Raw genomic sequence first — 17788 nt, forward strand, 5'->3', positions numbered from 1 at the left:
AATGAGTACGTATACATAGCGGTTAACGGTTCAATAATGATCCATTTTAGCGATATTCTCAAACTAGCTCGACCTTCGGTCTCCGAGGTTCTAGAGTCGCTTCGCTGCTAGTTCGCTCCGCGGATACAGCACTTCAATTTTACTCGATATCGCTTGTCATCTCTGGGATAGAGACTGCTTAGCTGCTGAGATTCTATAGCATCTAGCGGCGCAGCGTCCTAGCCTCTTGGCCTTTCGCTTTTAGCTATGGCCATTAACGATATCTGTTAACCATAGTAATTAGGGATAATTTGTCGAAAAGTAAAATTAATACGCGGTTCAACCACCTTAAGGCGTTTAGGTAAAGCATGTTGCCAGTCTTGCTGCATACTGGGATGCATAATGAGTAAATCACCAGATCCAAGTGCAAAATTCACTTTTATTTTAGTGTTTTTGTGACGCACAACAAAGTCTCTACAGGCGCCTAAAGTAACAGAGGCGATAGCAGAACCGCTGACAATCTCAGGTTCATCATCACTGTGCCAGCCCATACAATCATGGCCATCAGCATAACGATTAACCAATACTGAATTAGTGTCTATTTGATGATCATTAAGTAATTTGGCACGTAATCGGCTCAGGACTCTGGGCCAAGGTAATGCGGTAATGTGTAATTTAGAATAATGATAATCGCATCCAGGATCACCAAACCACACTTGGGTTCGAGGAGTCAGATGCTGTTTACCGTATACCTCAATTGAAACCCGCTCTAATGGATATTGATTCACTTCATTGAGCAATAACTGCTGTTGCTTGGGCGATAGAAAACCTTTAATCCAAGTAACTGGGGGGCTAATTGGATTTTTAGCCGATGGCTCGACAACATAATCTTGGGTTAAGCCGTCTTGGGGCCCACCGAAATATAACCCATGTTGAAATCCTGCCACCTCAATTACCCTCTTATCACTCAGCCTAGTTAATACCAACGCTTAATCTTGGCGATCCATAAACCTGATACCGCAATCACAGCCATTAGGATCAATACTGCAAAATAGCCAAAGCGCCATTTTAATTCAGGCATATTATCAAAATTCATTCCGTAAATACCCGCCACTAAGGTTAACGGTAAAAAAACGGCGGTAACTAGGGTTAATGTCATCATGACCCGATTGGTTTTATGAGCACTCACCGAAATAAAGCCATTAATGAGGCTATCCACTAAGCCTTGATAAAGACTGGCACGACTGGATAATCGCTCAAACTGATTATATAAATAGCTTAGCTGTTGATAATCCATCTTAATATGTTGATGGCTGTCATCGCGAAGCAATTGTTGCAATATCTCTTCGAGATAACTGAATGAACGTTTTGCTTTTTGTAATTTACTGCTATAACCGATTAACTCTGCCAGTAAATCATCAGATGACACCTCAAAAATCTCATCTTCTATGTCACTTAAACGCTCTTCTAACGCTAACATCACAGCTAAATAATCAACCACAATTTGGCGCATGAGATCAAAACACACTTGACTCATATCAGCATTATCAAGCTGACCATGCTCACAGATCCGTTGGGTAACCTTACTGACACTGACTGACGGTTTAATATGTTGGGTCACTAAAAAGTGATCATTTACATGCAGTAGTAACTGGCTACGTTCAAGCAGAAGATACTCCTCTCGGTCCATAAGCTCATGGGTGAGCAAATATGAATGTGTCTCATATTCTTCAAACTGTGGAGGATGACGTTCACGTTGTGCGTCTTCAAAATCGAGATGATCGATACCAAAGTAAGGATATTGCTTAAAAAATGCTTGGCTATGTTGACTGGTAATATCGACCCATATTAAGTGCTGTTGTGGGTCATATTCAGCCATAAGGGCCTCATCTCCTTGAGATAATAATAGACCTTGTGCATTGAATAACATTATCTTTATTGCCATGAATAGCCCTTTTAACAACTCATTATTGCAGTAAAAATAGCCTAGCTTACCCTTTCAAACTCAGCAATCGTCTCAATATGTTGTTTAATCTGCTCAAAATGACTATTAACCCAAGCACTGCTAATTGGTCCCCAGGTTGATATGCGATAATAACCATCATTATGACGTTGGCCTTGTTGCACAAAGTCCACTTCAATCCCAATATCGACAAATGCCGCTATTGCATCTTGCAATGTTCTTCTGGGCATCAGAGTCAGTTTTTGCAGACTTAATAAGTTGTGCTGTTCTTCATCAAGCAAATGCGCTAAATATAATTTCCGTAAAAATGCTTTTTGCGATTTATTGATCACGTAATTATTTGAAAACATCTTTTACACGCCCTATTGTCTCTATATCACTCAGTTGAAATTACTGTATCAATAGCCAGTCACGCAAGCACTATTACTGGAGTGGCTTTATTACTGCATAATTAATTACTGATTGTTAAGCCACGGCATTGATTTATCGATACCTAAGATGATTAACACTACCTAAGTTACGACAATCTAGTTATAGTTTTTAATAATAGAAATAGCAGACATGGATAGCGAACAAACATGGATACTCCGCCGCACGTGAAGAGCCCATTCGAGCAACCACCAATCAATGATCCTGCAATAATAAGCGATACCGCTATATTGTCCGCAGAAAAATTGTCAGCAGAAAAAGAATCATCAACAAATATTTATGATCATGGCCGACGTTTATCTCAAGCCGATTACATTCAACTGGCTGACTTACCACTGAGCAATATTGATGCTAACTATCCTAAGTTATTGCTCATCATTAGTACGCTTATAGCAGTGGTTGCCTTATCGCTATTAAGTGTATTTCAATTAATCGCTCAACCACTGCCATTAATGATAGCCCTAGTAGGGCTAGTTTCAGTAGCCTTGTTGGCCGCTATAGTGATTAAACTTATCCACCTCAAAGCCAGCAAAATTGCTTATGGATTGTTTAAACATGAAATGGTGCTGCGTGAAGGATTATTTTGGATATCGACAACAGCGCTGCCCTATACTCGGCTGCAACATGTTAATTTGTCTCAAGGACCTCTTGAGCGAAAATACAACTTGGTCACCTTAAAATGCTTTAGTGCTGGCAGTGGATTAGCTGAAATAGATTTACCAGGCCTCAATGCTGATTTAGCTGAACATTTACGCCAACACTTATTAAGCCAAGCGGCAGCGAGTCACCCGTCAGGCATCGCCGAAGATGATATGGTTGAAACAAGGGCTCCTAACCAAGAAACTGATACTTTATCCATTTATCCTGCGCAACAGGATAACCATAATGGATAAGCCATCAACAGCAGATAACCATCAGCCGCATGGAACGGAAGCCGTTGTCACTGTTCAACCAGTTGATGCAGCCAGCAGCGATATTAATCATACGCTAACCTATAACATCAATATCGCAAGTGATTTACAGCAATGGCAAGCACTGTCAGCGTGGTCTATCGTCAGTAATATTTTCAGTACCTTAAAAAGCATCCTTAGCAATGGCTTTGCTATTGTGCCCATTGTTTACACTGGATGGAAACAAGGTTTTGACATGCAATGGGGCATATTGGCGTCTGGCATACTATTATTGCTGGTGACATTATTGGCGATAATAGAATGGCGTAAATTTCGCTTTCGTCTTAATAACCATCAACTTGAAGTAAAACGCGGCTTATTGTTTACTAAAAAAGATGAAATACCCCTTAGCCGTATTCAAAATATTCGTTATGAACAACCCTTTTATTTTAAGCCACTGTCACTTGGAACCTTAGTGATTGAAACTGCAGGATCTAAGAATGATGAGGCTCACTTAGCTGCTTTAGATACCCAACAAGCGCAAACCCTAAAACGTTTGCTGCTAAATTTACCCCACGCAAAAACACTATCAACAAGTGAACATTCACAGGTTAACGAACAAGATAGCGCAGATACCTCCCAGACTGTAGTGCGTAAAAGTTTATGGGATTTAGTGTTATTTGGCTTTTATCAAAACAACTTCATTTGGTTTGCAGTCATTGCCGGCCCCATAGCAGGCCAAGTCAATTGGGATAACATATTCGACTCACCAGTGGCGCAGCAATTTTGGCTATGGGCCCAACAACAAACCCATCAAAATATTGGCCTACAAACCATCATGGTCATAGTGGTGTTGTTTGGGGTTTACAGCTTGTTTTCGTTAATTTCAATTATCGCGGCAATCTTAAAATATCATCCATATCAGCTCGACAAACATGATGATACTTTGCAGCGCAGTGGCGGTGTGATTTCACATCAACAAGATGCCTTGGCTATAAGGCGTATTCAATTAGTGCATGTTCAACAACCTATCATTGCACGTTTATTTAACCGCTGGACCTTATACTTCAAACAAGTCAAAGGCCATGAGGTTGAACATAAGACCAAGCAACACATGTTAGTTCCAAGCGTTAAGTCAGCTGAAATAGAATCTCTTTTGGCAAAAATACCTCACCTCAGCGGTGGAGCAAGCGCACTGCCCAACAGTTACTCGCCTATTCATGTTAATTGGCTAACCAGAAGAATCGCGCTGCCACTGATCCTAGCCAGTGTAATCAGTATCATGGGGTATTATGGCCATCAAAGCCTTGGTTTTTTTGAAGTGATTTGGTTTGCTGCCACCATGGTAATAGTCGCACTGTTTATCCGCTATAAACAGTGGGGTTATGTCGTAGCAGATCAGGTGATTTGGCAACACAGTGGCTTTTTAGGTCAACAATGGAAGCGAGTCACATTTGAAAAAGTTCAACACGTTTCGATTACTCAAACTCAAAGCCAAAAACAGGCTAAACTAGCATATGTTGAAGTTGGATTAGCCAGTGGCAGTGTGGTATTCCCATATATACCCATACAAGTGGCCGAACTGATTATTACACGATCACTTAATGCAACGAGTCACGATAACCGCAATTGGATTTAGCAAAATGAATCAAATAATAACAAGTGTTACCCCAGACCATGTAATTGATTTTTGGTTTGTGCAACTATCCTCTAAGCAATGGTGGATAAAGGATTTAGCGCTTGATTTGCAGATAACACAAGCTTTTAGCACCACGCTAGATGCAGCCATAAAAGGTGAATTACAACATTGGCGTACTAATGCTCAAGGCCGATTAGCTGAAATTATCGTACTAGACCAATTTTCACGAAATATTCATCGCGATACCCCAGCGGCATTTGCCGCTGACAATATCGCGTTAGTACTTGCACAAGAAGCTGTAACATTAGGTTGTTTAGCTCAGTTACCAACACAACAGGCGGGCTTTTTAATCATGCCCTACATGCATAGTGAATCAATGATAATCCACCAACAAGGCTTGCCATTATTTGAGCAATTTGCGCCCAAGAATCTGCCCAGCCAACAGCAACATCAAGCTATTATCGCGCAATTTAATCGTTATCCACATCGAAATAAAATATTAGGGCGCGACTCTACAACTGCCGAAATCGAATTTTTAACTCAACCCGGCTCTAGCTTTTAAGCAGATTAAAAGCATCGTTTGGTAATACCCTAGCCAGCTTCAACAAGCCATGCTATTTAACCACTAATACCGGGCAATCAGCTTTATTGGCAATGGCTTCGGCTACATTATCATGTAAAAAATGAGCCAACCCGCTTCTGCCATGACTGGCAATTACTACCATACCAATATCACCTTTATTGGCTTCGGCTAAAATTTCGGTAATCGCATCGCCACGGCGGATAACCGTTTCAATTTTTAAATTAGTATTTAGCTGCCCAAGCAGTTCATGCATTCGACTCGCAGCCGCTTCTTCCATACTTTTAGCTAACTCTTCGGGAGTAATCGCAAGTACCATATAATTTTCATCACCAAAAGGCTGATCAACTACGTGCACAATACGAATCCCAACTTGGTATAAATTTGCCATTTCAATGGCATAACGTAATGCATGTGACGCCGTATCAGAAAAATCGGTAGGCCATAAAATATTACGAGTACGCATATTATCTTCCTCCATATCATTTGCTAAACATTACATACCAGATAAACACACTCTGTTTCGTTTCACCAATATAAGTTTCATCAACGCTGAATAACACCCCACGTTTAAAGATATGTTCAGCATTGAAATTAAGTATAGTCAATATTAAAGAGTCACTTAGTGATCAAAGTCAAATCAAAACCGAAAACTTGCTTTAGATCAAAAAACAACCTAACATTAGACCGACTAATCAGTCGGTTTATTGAGTTGTTCAACATGACACTCAATAAACCAACATCGTTATTTTTGTTGGAGACAAAATATGAATATGGCCGTTGATAATATTGAAACACAACTACGACAATCACTAGCCGATCAACGCGCGCGTTTCCTGTCTAATCCAGCACCTGATTATCAATCACGAGTCGATAAATTAACTCGTCTAAAACAAGCATTACTCGATAACCAGCAAGCTATTATCGATGCCTTAATCAATGATTACGGTCATAGATCGCCAAATGACACTATCATTTCCGATATTATGCCTTGTGTAAATAACATCAATTACACCATCAAACAGCTTAAATCATGGATGAAACCCAGTCGACGTCATGCCGGTTTATTACTGTCGCCGTCTAAAGTTTCGGTGCAATATCAGCCATTAGGCGTGATAGGCATCATAGTGCCGTGGAACTTCCCAGTCATGTTATCAATGGGTCCGCTAATCACCGCCATTGCCGCCGGTAATGGCGCAATGCTCAAAATGTCTGAGTTCACTCCGGCAACGAATGCGGTATTAAGTCAGATGTTGGCAACAATATTTGACCCTACAGAAGTTGCAGTCGTTGAAGGTGAAGCAGATGTGGCCGCGGTGTTTTCAGGATTACCGTTTGACCATATTCTGTTTACCGGTTCTAGCGTTGTTGGCCGCCATGTTATGCGCGCCGCAGCGAATAACTTAACCCCAGTCACCTTAGAGCTAGGGGGCAAATCGCCAGCGATCATTGCTCCAGATATGCCAATAGACACAGCAGTAGAGCGACTTATTTTTGGTAAGTGCTTAAATGCGGGGCAAATATGTGTCGCCCCTGACTATGTCTTATGCCCAGCAGAAAAAGTTGAGGCATTTATTGCCGCTTACCAACGTCGATTTAATAAAATGTACCCTAACTTCGACACCAACCCAGACTACGGCAATATCATTAATGATCGTCAGTACCATCGCCTAATCAAAGTGTTAGACGATGCAAAAGCCAAAGGTGCAAGCATCACTTCCGCTATTACAGGCCCAATATCAACAACACAGCGGAAAATAGCCACTCAACTAGTGACTAATACCACTGATGATATGCTGATAATGCAAGACGAGATCTTTGGACCTTTATTACCGATTATTAGCTACCAGTCGATTGATGAAGCGATGGCTTACATCAATAAAAACGATCGTCCATTAGCCTTATATGTGATGAGTTTTGAGCCACAAACTCAACAAAAAATATTAGCTCATACTCATTCTGGTGGTGTATGCATTAATGATACGGTATTTCATGTTGCCGCCGATGATGCGCCCTTTGGTGGCATTGGCCCATCAGGTATGGGGCACTACCACGGCAAAGAAGGTTTTTTAACCTTTAGCCACGCTAAAACCATTCTACACAGCGGTAAAATAAATAGTGGTATCTTGGTTCACCCGCCTTATGGCGGTATTATCCAACGGTTATTAATGAAGTTTTTCTTGCGTTAACACCGGTTTATCGCCACTGCAATTATTGTGTGACAAGCAATAATTGCTCTGCGTAATGAAGAGTCAAACTGATTTAACAGATAATCATCAACTCTCTCCTTATAAACAGACTTTAGATCAACAGGTATCTTGATTCGATGAGCCGTAAAGCAGTGATGACCACAGATAAGAAACAAGCCATTTTAGATTCAGCTTTACAGCTGTTTGTAAAGAAAGGCTTTAATGCTACATCGACCGCCTCAATAGCCAAAGCGGCTGGCGTGGCAACGGGCACCTTGTTTCATCATTTTCCAACCAAGAAAGACATCATGAGCCAGCTGTTCTTATCCATTAAACAAGAATTTGCGACCAATATGATCAGCAATACTGATTTTATTGGGGATATTGAACAAGATGCTAATACTCTATGGCAAAAAGCCATCGATTGGGCGATTGCACAACCGTTAAAGCAACTATTTTTTTTGCAATATTCGATGTCAGCAGACATTGATGCTGACGTCAGAAAGCAAGCGATGAATAGCATTTTAGGATTTGTGGTCGAGCTGATTGAGCAAGGTAAACAACAGCAGATTATTGCAGACTTTCCCAATGCCTTATTACTCGAAAACTGCCATGGGCAGTACTTAGCGGCGATTCGATTCTTTACCGATAACCCCAATTTAGGTGACGATGATGCGCACAGGAACGCTAGTTTTAGATTATTTTGGCAAGCAATGAAAGCGTAGCGTACTGAACACTGTATTATTCATCTACACTAAAACCGCTTAAATCAATTTCTTCATTGTCTGCTGTTATCTGGGTATCAAAATCTAATTGAGGTGTATGCGCGGTTTGCAGGGTTTGAAGCTCAAGCTGTTTCGCTTTATGAATGGCATACTGGCGACGTCGTTTACGCTGTAAACACAAACGGATCACATCTTGTTTTTGTAACTCGCTAAACGTCATCCAGTTAAAACGTTCATCACGACTACGATGGCAGCCCATACAGTAGCCGCGACTGTCTGACTGACAAACGCCGATACAAGGGCTTGGCACCGCAAAAAAACTTAACTGTTCCATCATTAGAATGCTTAACCTCAGCGAATATTGTTAAATGCCAAATATACGATATAGTCATTAATAGTTTGCTTTGATAACGGCTCAGAACCGACTAACGTCGTTATCGAACACCTTGATATTAAGGTTATACTAATTGAGTTAATTTTGTACATTATTGCACGTTAAAGGAAGTCTTATGACAACACCACAGCGTTCAGGTAAGTTTTTTACTCAAAAAATAGCGCATTATCAATTCATTACCCTAATCTGTAGCCTGCTATTACTGACCTCTTGCACGGTAAAACCCAAGCAAGATTATGATGTTAATTACGATTTTTCTGTACTCAAAACATTCAGTCAGCTCACCGTAAAACAAACCGATGATCCGTTAACCGCTGATCGTATTAATGCCGAAATTAAACAAACCTTACTTAATCAAGGTTATGTCTTTACTAAAGACAATGCTGACTTTTTAGTGAGTTACGCATTTTTCACTGAAGACGAAGAGCAAGATTCTGGGTTATCTTTTGGTTTAGGCTCTGGAACGTGGGGCGCTAATGGTGGGTTAATCGTTGGAACAAGTATGGGGATCCCTCTAGGCAGTGACACGGCTAAAATTCAAACGATTCAAATTGATATTATCGACCCTGCCAGTAAACGCTTAATTTGGCGTGGCACTAGTCAGTATCGCTATGATCAAGGTGGCGAATATAAAGTGAAAAGTATCCAGCAAACTATCATCGCTATTTTGGGGCAATTTCCACCCAAAAAAAAATAATAGCCTTAATTTTACTCTCGGTAATAATCGATGCACAGTGGCTGATCAAATATCTATTTAGCAATGAGTCACTTCACGGTAAACTAAGCGCCACATTACTTTATTGACCCAGTTGAAATGACGACAGAAACATACAACCAAGCTTTATTAACACTTGCGCTAGCTGGAATAGAAGCCATAAATACTTCGGCATCAAAACACAAATCCGTCAGAACACCAGCACAAGAAAGCCATTTTTTATGTAACTGGATGGTTGAGTCGTTAAAAACAAAACGCTTTTCAAAGCTCATGGCAGACGACTTAACAACTTGGATCAGTCAAGCAAGAAGTCAAGGTGCAGGAGCTCAACTGAAACGTTTGTTAACCTGTATTGCAGATCAATATCAACAAGCTAACAACAGTACTATTGCGACCGGTGCAGGACTTAAAGGCCTTTTAGCCGCCTTGACAGAACAAAAGTGGGTGGTGATCACCGATACCGATATAGATGTAAAATTAAAACTCGGCAGCGATGGTCAATCCAGTATAGTCATCTCAGCAAAACAATTTAATCAGCATATTGTTGACGATAAAATTGTTAAACCCATCTCAATGTACATTCGCGGCGACGAAAAACTGGTCGCTCGCTTAGCACTAGAACAAGGTTTATTACTCAGTCAAGCCAATAAAAAGACTTCTCTGATCAAACACCATAAAACTTACATGCTAATGCCAAGTAATTTACATCCAAGTTTATGTTTGCTGTGTCTTGACCTTTATTAACTATCAATAGTTGATATAGTCTTGATACAAAAATAAAAATAAGGAATCACCATGAAAAAACGTTTTATAGCACTGTCTTGCTTTGTGATGTTTTTTTGTGGTTCGACAGCTCAAGCCGCTACAGTTCTTAAGTACAACGTCAACGCCTCAAGCAGTTGGGTACCTTATTATATTGCTGACTCAGCAGAAGAGCCTGGAATACTAGGAGAGCTGGTACCTTTACTGCTGGCAAAAGCCAATATTGACATTGAAAAACATAACTTCCCGCCAAAAAGAACCAATTATGCCCTCGATAACGGCTTATTAGATTTCGACTTTGTTAGCCCCGATTGGTTTCCTAATAAGGATTTAGGCACGCTTTTTGTACAATCTGATCCCATAATAGCTATCCAAGAAAATATTATTACTTTGGAGGAAAATGCTAAAAACTGGCAAAATATCAATAATATTAAAGGCAAAGAAATAGGCACGGTACGTGGTTATTTGTACCATGATGATGCGCAATATACTCGGGTCGATTTTGTTTCAGAACGCGATCTCATCAAGGCCCTGTATAAAGAAAGAATTGATGCGGCTATCTGCGGCGATTTACCCGCTTTATATTGGGCTAAAAAACTTAACAGTCCTATCAGCCTTGCGGCAATTCATACACAAGGCGAGTTAGTGATGCGTCTTCGTAAAGAGCACCTAGCCTTGTTACCACAAATCAACGCCGCTATTGCAGAATTTAATCAAAATGGTACAACTCAAAGTATTATCGATAAATACACCAAGCAAGATGTATTTAATCGATAATGCGGTTGCCTACTACCACTGCCAATATACTACAGGCAAATTAAAACGGATTTACACTGTAGCCTTCATGAGCCAACACGGCATGGGCAGTTAACGCCGATAATGCCATCTCAACGCCTGGCAATAAATCGTCAGGGGTAATGCCATAATATGCCGCGGTTTGACCACATACATAGAACTTTGCGCCATGCTTAACTAGCTGAGCAATTAAGTCTTTATTGACATTTTTTTGTCCCGCATTGAGCTGCTGGTAAACACTATCCTTGGTCATATCATTCGCAGCTTTACCATGCACCACCATAGCAACAGAAATATCTTCAAGCTTAACCCCGGCTGCCACATGCATGTTGATAAAACGCGCTAAGGTATCAATACTACGATTTAATTCTGCAGGTTTTGCTGCACTACTTAAATCAAAAGCGACTTTGAACTTCATTCCAGCAGGTATCACTAAGCTACTATTTACTTCAGCTATTTTGCCATAATCCTTAATTATCGGCCCTGATTTAAATGCCTCAGTCCCAGCTGAAGCGGTAAATGATAAAGAGGTCATTAAGGTAAATATCGCCGCTGCCAAAACACATTTACGGGCTGAATGTAAACTGACTGTCATTATATTGATATTCCTTATAGCTATTATTATGGTTACTCTAGCACTGATTTATACTTATGATTCATGCCATTTCTGAGTATAATTACGCCCTCAAAACTACCACGAAAGAATGATATGTCAATTCGTCCAATTACCGCTAATGATTGGCCCGCTATTATGGCGATCCAAGCGCAATGTTATGTTGAACTAACACCAGAATCGCTTGAGGTTATGCAAAGTAAATGGCAACTCTCGCCTGCTAGCTGTGTGGTATTTGAACAACAAGGTAATGTGCTAGCTTATGCTCTTGTTCACCCGTGGCAAAGAGGCGATGCCCCGTCACTGAACCGTGAATTAAAAGGGCCTATTGAGAGCAACAGCTGGTATTTACATGACATGGCTATCTCACCCAATGCACAAGGTATGGGTGTTGGTAAGCAGCTATTTACCTACCTAATTAATCAGGCTAAAACATTAATGGTCAATGGTATTGGATTAGTTGCAGTGCAAGGCGCACAAACATATTGGCAACAGCAAGGGTTTAAACCTGAGCCCACCTCAGCAAAGCTAGCACAATCATTAGAAAGCTATCCTACTGGGGCATGTTATTTATATTTACCCTTATGATAAAAGCTCGCGCCATGTTGCTATCAGTTTATAACCACTGTGCGTTTAACACTCTATGACATTACTAATCAACTTAAGCAGTAACGTTGCGGCTTTATTAGGGATCTCGCCGATTGAGATAACCTAGGGTGTGTTGATGTTTCAAGGTTATTTTGCAGTGAATGTTTGGTCCATAACGACAACAGTAGCCAATAAGACTAGGGCTTAGGAATGAAGTTATGCAGCATAAAAGCCGATAACGCAGGAGCGATGGCCAGTAAACACTGCCCGAAGGTCCAGCTAAAATCGTGTTGCTGTTTGTTGAGCGAATCTTGCTTAAATTGCTAGGCGGCTATCCACTCGCCTCGATTAATACACGTTTACATTGAACAAAATTCAACCAACAAAGTTCAATTGTTTCTAGTGGTGGAAAATTTATTGTCAGTTACAGCAAATCGGCTTGGTTATAACGAGATGAACGTGGGACAATTAACCGCTATGCAAGAGGCCGCTAACTTTACTGTATTTGCCCTTTTGTAGTTTGGTATCTCAAAGCCCCACGAATAGCTTAACGACTTGCAGGCAGAATCTGCATTTTTAGGTACCATATTGTTTATTTTTTACAGTGAATTACATTAATTTCAGGAGTTTACATGGCGCGCCAAGTGATTTACACCTTTAAAGGTCAAACCAAAACCATCGCTTTTAGCTACGACATACATCGCGATCTTTATGAAGCAGCCGCTGAAGCTGAAGGGATTGACTTAAAGAAATTTTTGGCCATGGAACAACAAGTTGCCTTAACGTCAAAAAAAGGCGCTAAAGCAGAAAAAGAATTTCGCAAGACCGAGTTTGCACGTTTTGGTTTTAGTAGCATTAAATTTGTTCGTGAAGATGATGATATTTAATCATTTTGATATCAATAAGGACTGTCTATGTTGAATTCAGATCATGCTAATTTCCCTCGTGCGAGTTTTATTCGACGTTTAGGTGCTATGGCGTACGACTCAATGCTCGCAGTAGCCGTTTATATGTGTGCTGGTGCCTTGGGCTTTGGGGTGTTCTTTGCTTTACAAAGCAGTGGCCTTATCGCGATGAATGGTCATGAACACGTGTCAGATCTACTTAATAACACCCCCATTTATCACGGCTTTTACCAACTCTGGATAGCGCTTTGTGTTGGCGGATTTTATGCCATATTTTGGAGTAAAGGCGGGCAAACCTTAGGTATGCGCGCTTGGCGACTCAAAGTGCAACATCCTAACGGTCAAAACCTGAGTTTTATTACCGCATGTGCTCGAATCGTGTGGTCTTTACTGGGTATTGGTAATCTATGGATTATCATCAATGATGACAAATTAGCATTACAAGACAAGATGACTCGTTCAGAAGTGGTAGTGCTGTCTGTAGAGGCCAATCAAATGCGAAATTGGCGCGGCGCATAGCACATTCACCCACGGCTAATGGGTAATGGGTAATGGGTAATGTTAAAGCAAAAAAATGGCAACCAGAAGGTTGCCATTTTTTTACAGATTAAATGTTCAGTATTACTTGCGAATATAATACAAAGCTAATCCGGTAAATAGCATGCTAGGAGCAATTGCACCGACTACAGCGGGCAATTCGTACACTATGCTCATAGGCCCAAATATCTCATTGCTAATATAAAAACTAAACCCAGCGACCACACCCAACAACACGCGAGCCCCCATGGTTACGGTACGTAATGGTCCAAACACAAACGATAACGCGACTAACATCATTACAGCGACGGTGACGGGTTGCATAATCTTGCGCCATAATGCCAGCTCATAACGACTCGGATCTTGTTGGTTAACTTTTAAATAATCTAAATAATCAATTAAGCCACTTATGGATAATGCTTCAGGCTTAATCGACACAACACTCAACTTATCTGGGGTTAATGTAGATTGCCACACATCGGAATCAAGAAAATCTCGCACCACTCTATCATCGACAACAGTGGTGTTCTCAACCACAGATAATTGCCAAGCATCATCCCTAAATTGAGCGCTTTTAGCATGTGTCACTCTGGTTAATTCTTGTTGGTCATTAAACTCATATAAACTAATATTATTCAGAGTATTAATGTCTTGAACCTCACCGATATTGACGAATAAATCACCATCTTTCGCCCAAATACCTCGATGAGATTTGATTAAACTCCCGCCAGATATTTTAGTCGCTTGAAGCTCTTTAGCACTTTTCTCAGCAATAGGTGCACCCCACTCCCCCAGAGCCATAACCAGAATCATCAATGGAATTGCTGTTTTCATCGCCGACTGGGTGATTTGTAAGCGCGACATACCTGAAACTTGCATCACCACTAATTCAGAGTTAGATGCCAGCATGCCCATACCAATTAGCGCACCAAGCAGCACTGCCATTGGGAAAAACATTTCAATATCTCGAGGGATCAAAAACAATACATAGATAGCAGCATCGAGCATGGTATAAGCACCCCGCCCAACCAAACGTAATTGATCAACCCACTTAATGATGCCAGATAAACCGGTCAAAATAAGTAAACATAAGCCAGATGTACTAACGATCATCCGCGCAATATACAGGTCTAATATTTTCATAGCGCCACCTGCTTACGTTTAAATAAGCCCAAGAACTTCATCCCTGTTGGTCGCTCTTTAATTAATAACAATAATCCTAACATGAGTGCTAATGCATGGATCCACCACATGCCTAAGAACTGCGGCACCACCTCATCTTGCAGTGCTTTTCGCCCTGCAATCATTAATCCGAAATAACCTAAATACAGTAAAATAGCGGGGAACATTTTGGCAAACTTCCCTTGGCGAACATTCACTCGCGCTAATGGCACGGCAATTAAGGTCAACAATGGAATTGAGATAGGGATCGCCAGACGCCATTGAAATTCAGCCGCCGCTTCCGACCCTGGGGTATCCAATAGTTCATTGACTGGCAGTGCAGAAAGTTTACGTCGGCGCTCATCGACTTCTTGTTCTTTGATTTCCATTTTATAGCCGCCAAACTCAATCACTTGTAGTTCGAGTGATTTAGGGCTGCCTTGATAACGAAAACCATTGTCGAGTTGTAATTGTTGACTGCCTATATTATCTTCAACCACCCGACCTTTTTTGGCCACAACAATATTAGTTAAACCATTCTCATCTTCTGGGTCTGGCAACTGCGCGACAAAAACTTTATCTAACGTATTGTCTTTATTTATTTTTTCAACAAACAATACCGCGCGGCCATTTGGGCTTGCTTGAAAACGGCCTTGAGTTAGTGCTGCAAGACCAGCTTCAGACTGAGCCTTTTCTAGCACTTGATTTTGGCGTTCTTCTGCCCAAGGTCCGACGTAAACAGACAAATAGGCCGTGAACAATAAATTAGCAAATGCGACTAATAACGTTACTCGAGTGACATACCACTCACTGACACCAACACCATGCAAAACGACCATTTCATTTTCAGAATACATGCGCCCGTGAGCCAACAATATCCCTAAAAAGAAACTCAGCGGTAACACCAATACGGTTAATTGAGGCAAGTTTAAGCCCAATAATGTCATCACTAAAGAAGCCGGAAATTCACCATCTGAGGCATCTGCCAACACGCGCACAAACTGTTGGCTAATAAAAATAGTTAGCAGTACCAAAAGTACCGCAAATTGCGCTTTTAAAACTTCACTAATAAGATATCTAAATACAATCACAAGTATGATCCGGTGGCTAAACTTATCTTTTTACTGGTATCAGAGCAACTTTCATGTAAACTGACTACTTTCAGCAGTTTTGCTAGTTTTCTGACCAGCGCGGAAGGTGCTTTGGGGTCAAGGTTAACATCTATTTGGGCTGCCAATTTGCGCCTCTTTTTCGTTAATAATCCCAAACAGTTATCACCTTTTCGTTGATTATATGCCAGATGGCCTAATGCAAACATTATCTAATAAATATAAAAATTTGTCTTTAAGAATCTAGGAGTGCTCATGGAGTTTAGCGTAAAGAGCGGTAGCCCCGAAAAGCAACGTTCTGCCTGTATCGTTGTTGGCGTTTACGAACCTCGCCGTCTGTCTGGTATCGCAGAGCAATTGGATAAAATCAGTGAAGGTTACATTAGTAACCTCCTTCGTCGTGGTGACCTTGAAGGTAAACCAGGACAAATGTTGCTATTGCATCATGTACCAAACGTATTGAGTGAACGTGTTTTACTGGTTGGTTGTGGCAAAGAGCGTGAGCTAGACGAGCGCCAATACAAACAAATTATCACAAAAACCATCAGTACCCTAAATGAAACCGGTTCAATGGAAGCTGTTTGCTTCTTAACTGAACTGCATGTCAAAGGCCGCGACACCTACTGGAAAGTTCGTCAAGCCATTGAAAGCACACAAAATAGCTTATATTCATTTGATGCATTAAAAACCCGTAAAGGCGAAACTCGTCGTCCATTACGTAAAATGGTATTTAACGTGCCAACACGTCGTGAATTAACTATTGGTGAGCGTGCCATTGAACACGGCACCGCAGTATCTGCAGGTATGCATTTGTGTCGTGATGTCGCAAACATGCCACCGAATATTTGCAATCCAGCTTACTTGGCTTCACAAGCCCGCCAAATGTCTGAAGTTTACGAAAGCTTGAAAGTGACCACCATAGGTGAAGAGCAAATGGCCAAGTTAGGCATGAACTCTTATTTAGCCGTAGGCCGTGCAAGCAGTAACGAATCAATCATGACCGTGATGGAATATCAGGGCGCGGTTGATAGCACCGAAAAACCTATTGTGCTTGTCGGTAAAGGATTAACCTTCGATTCTGGCGGAATTTCATTAAAACCTGGCGAAGCCATGGATGAAATGAAATACGACATGGGCGGCGCTGCTGGTGTGATTGGCACCATGAAAGCACTATGCGAAATGAAGTTGCCTATCAACGTCATTGGTATTTTAGCCGGTTGTGAAAACATGCCTGCGGGTAATGCTTACCGTCCTGGTGATATTTTAACGACTATGTCAGGTCAAACAGTTGAAGTGCTTAATACCGATGCTGAAGGCCGCTTAGTATTGTGTGATGTATTAACTTACGTTGAACGCTATGATCCTGAATTAGTGATTGATACAGCGACCTTAACCGGTGCCTGTGTTATTGCACTCGGTAAACATGCGTCTGGCTTATTCAGTTCACACAACCCATTAGCCCATGAGCTATTAAATGCTGGTGAGCAAAGCGGTGACCGCGCGTGGCGCATGCCGTTATGGGATGAATATCAGGACATGCTAGACAGCCCATTTGCTGACATGACAAACTTAGGTGGTCGCCCAGCTGGGTCGATTACTGCGGCGTGTTTCTTGTCTCGCTTCACCAAAAAGTACAACTGGGCGCATTTAGATGTCGCAGGTACAGCTTGGAACAGCGGCGCGAATAAAGGCTCTACTGGTCGTCCGGTACCGATTTTAAGCCAATTCTTAATTAATCGTGCTGGAGTTGAAATCAACGAGTAATCGTTTGGTTTATTTAAGTACATATTGAAAGGGTAAAGCCTAGTGCTTTAC

At 41.2% G+C, this 17788-nt stretch carries 21 protein-coding genes; 13 read left to right on the plus strand and 8 right to left on the minus strand.

All coding sequences use genetic code 11. The features are described from left to right. Positions 1-266: 266 nt before the first annotated feature. From H5114_RS02210 to H5114_RS02220, 3 genes are all read right to left on the minus strand, one after another. Complete coding sequence (locus H5114_RS02210; protein ID WP_310736380.1) at positions 267-836, minus strand: alpha-ketoglutarate-dependent dioxygenase AlkB; 570 nt, start codon at positions 834-836, stop codon at positions 267-269. A 119-nt stretch (positions 837-955) separates the two neighbouring features. Further along, on the minus strand, positions 956-1924 hold the full coding sequence (locus H5114_RS02215; RefSeq protein WP_182722060.1) for a magnesium transporter CorA family protein: 969 nt from the start codon (positions 1922-1924) through the stop codon (positions 956-958). Between the two features lie 41 nt (positions 1925-1965). Beyond that, positions 1966-2292, minus strand: coding sequence for a winged helix-turn-helix domain-containing protein (locus H5114_RS02220; protein ID WP_182722061.1), 327 nt, complete (start codon positions 2290-2292; stop codon positions 1966-1968). Positions 2293-2520: 228 nt separating this feature from the next. Here H5114_RS02220 and H5114_RS20440 point away from each other — a divergent pair, with 228 nt between their 5' ends. The 3 genes from H5114_RS20440 to H5114_RS02235 are packed head-to-tail and all read left to right on the plus strand — an operon-like array spanning position 2521 to position 5462. Continuing rightward, the gene (locus H5114_RS20440) at positions 2521-3264 is read left to right on the plus strand and encodes a PH domain-containing protein (protein ID WP_259395206.1); all 744 of its coding nucleotides are present in this window, start codon (positions 2521-2523) and stop codon (positions 3262-3264) included. After that, a complete protein-coding gene (locus tag H5114_RS02230) occupies positions 3257-4900 on the plus strand; it encodes a PH domain-containing protein (RefSeq protein ID WP_182722062.1) in 1644 nt (547 codons plus the stop codon). The genes H5114_RS20440 and H5114_RS02230 overlap by 8 nt, the downstream gene beginning before the upstream one ends. A gap of 4 nt (positions 4901-4904) precedes the next feature. Continuing rightward, entirely contained in the window at positions 4905-5462 is a 558-nt protein-coding gene (locus H5114_RS02235; protein WP_182722063.1) for a DUF924 family protein, read from the plus strand. A gap of 52 nt (positions 5463-5514) precedes the next feature. Here the strand turns inward: H5114_RS02235 and H5114_RS02240 are convergent, their stop codons facing one another. Further along, on the minus strand, positions 5515-5946 hold the full coding sequence (locus H5114_RS02240) for a universal stress protein (RefSeq protein ID WP_124015659.1): 432 nt from the start codon (positions 5944-5946) through the stop codon (positions 5515-5517). Positions 5947-6247: 301 nt separating this feature from the next. Between H5114_RS02240 and H5114_RS02245 the strand changes: the two genes are divergently transcribed. After that, positions 6248-7669, plus strand: a complete 1422-nt coding sequence (locus H5114_RS02245) for a coniferyl aldehyde dehydrogenase (protein WP_182722064.1) — start codon at positions 6248-6250, stop codon at positions 7667-7669. A gap of 137 nt (positions 7670-7806) precedes the next feature. Further along, positions 7807-8394 (plus strand): TetR/AcrR family transcriptional regulator, encoded by a 588-nt coding sequence (locus H5114_RS02250; RefSeq protein WP_259395207.1) that lies wholly within the window; start codon positions 7807-7809, stop codon positions 8392-8394. Between the two features lie 16 nt (positions 8395-8410). Here the strand turns inward: H5114_RS02250 and H5114_RS02255 are convergent, their stop codons facing one another. Next, on the minus strand, positions 8411-8728 hold the full coding sequence (locus H5114_RS02255; protein WP_124015702.1) for a DUF1289 domain-containing protein: 318 nt from the start codon (positions 8726-8728) through the stop codon (positions 8411-8413). A gap of 175 nt (positions 8729-8903) precedes the next feature. On the opposite strand from H5114_RS02255, the gene H5114_RS02260 reads away from it, so the two are divergent. From H5114_RS02260 to H5114_RS02270, 3 genes are all read left to right on the plus strand, one after another. Then, a complete protein-coding gene (locus H5114_RS02260) occupies positions 8904-9485 on the plus strand; it encodes a DUF4136 domain-containing protein (RefSeq protein ID WP_182722065.1) in 582 nt (193 codons plus the stop codon). A gap of 117 nt (positions 9486-9602) precedes the next feature. Next, positions 9603-10247 carry a DUF2913 family protein gene (locus H5114_RS02265; RefSeq protein WP_124015657.1) on the plus strand — a complete coding sequence of 215 codons (645 nt, stop codon included), beginning with the start codon at positions 9603-9605 and terminating at the stop codon, positions 10245-10247. Positions 10248-10298: 51 nt separating this feature from the next. Then, positions 10299-11042 (plus strand): ABC transporter substrate-binding protein, encoded by a 744-nt coding sequence (locus tag H5114_RS02270; RefSeq protein ID WP_182722066.1) that lies wholly within the window; start codon positions 10299-10301, stop codon positions 11040-11042. Positions 11043-11082: 40 nt separating this feature from the next. Here H5114_RS02270 and H5114_RS02275 read toward each other — a convergent pair whose 3' ends face one another. Then, the gene (locus H5114_RS02275; protein WP_182722067.1) at positions 11083-11655 is read right to left on the minus strand and encodes a DsrE family protein; all 573 of its coding nucleotides are present in this window, start codon (positions 11653-11655) and stop codon (positions 11083-11085) included. A gap of 114 nt (positions 11656-11769) precedes the next feature. On the opposite strand from H5114_RS02275, the gene H5114_RS02280 reads away from it, so the two are divergent. The 4 genes from H5114_RS02280 to H5114_RS02295 all read left to right on the plus strand — a co-directional run bounded on the left by H5114_RS02280 (position 11770) and on the right by H5114_RS02295 (position 13685). Continuing rightward, complete coding sequence (locus H5114_RS02280; protein ID WP_182722068.1) at positions 11770-12261, plus strand: GNAT family N-acetyltransferase; 492 nt, start codon at positions 11770-11772, stop codon at positions 12259-12261. Between the two features lie 405 nt (positions 12262-12666). Beyond that, the gene (locus H5114_RS20700; protein WP_404948334.1) at positions 12667-12780 is read left to right on the plus strand and encodes a DMT family protein; all 114 of its coding nucleotides are present in this window, start codon (positions 12667-12669) and stop codon (positions 12778-12780) included. Between the two features lie 113 nt (positions 12781-12893). After that, positions 12894-13148 carry a DUF2960 domain-containing protein gene (locus tag H5114_RS02290; protein WP_124015653.1) on the plus strand — a complete coding sequence of 85 codons (255 nt, stop codon included), beginning with the start codon at positions 12894-12896 and terminating at the stop codon, positions 13146-13148. A gap of 27 nt (positions 13149-13175) precedes the next feature. Continuing rightward, the gene (locus H5114_RS02295; protein WP_124015652.1) at positions 13176-13685 is read left to right on the plus strand and encodes an RDD family protein; all 510 of its coding nucleotides are present in this window, start codon (positions 13176-13178) and stop codon (positions 13683-13685) included. Between the two features lie 102 nt (positions 13686-13787). Here H5114_RS02295 and lptG read toward each other — a convergent pair whose 3' ends face one another. Both lptG and lptF read right to left on the minus strand, forming a co-directional pair. After that, entirely contained in the window at positions 13788-14846 is a 1059-nt protein-coding gene (gene lptG, locus H5114_RS02300; RefSeq protein WP_182697831.1) for an LPS export ABC transporter permease LptG, read from the minus strand. Next, on the minus strand, positions 14843-15955 hold the full coding sequence (gene lptF, locus H5114_RS02305) for an LPS export ABC transporter permease LptF (protein WP_182722070.1): 1113 nt from the start codon (positions 15953-15955) through the stop codon (positions 14843-14845). The genes lptG and lptF overlap by 4 nt, the downstream gene beginning before the upstream one ends. A gap of 273 nt (positions 15956-16228) precedes the next feature. Between lptF and pepA the strand changes: the two genes are divergently transcribed. Continuing rightward, positions 16229-17737: a leucyl aminopeptidase gene (gene pepA, locus H5114_RS02310; RefSeq protein WP_124015649.1), complete on the plus strand. Its 1509-nt coding sequence runs from the start codon at positions 16229-16231 to the stop codon at positions 17735-17737. Positions 17738-17788: the final 51 nt, after the last annotated feature.

The sequence above is a fragment of the Shewanella sp. SR43-8 genome, from assembly GCF_014163775.1.
GTDB lineage: Bacteria > Pseudomonadota > Gammaproteobacteria > Enterobacterales > Shewanellaceae > Shewanella > Shewanella vesiculosa.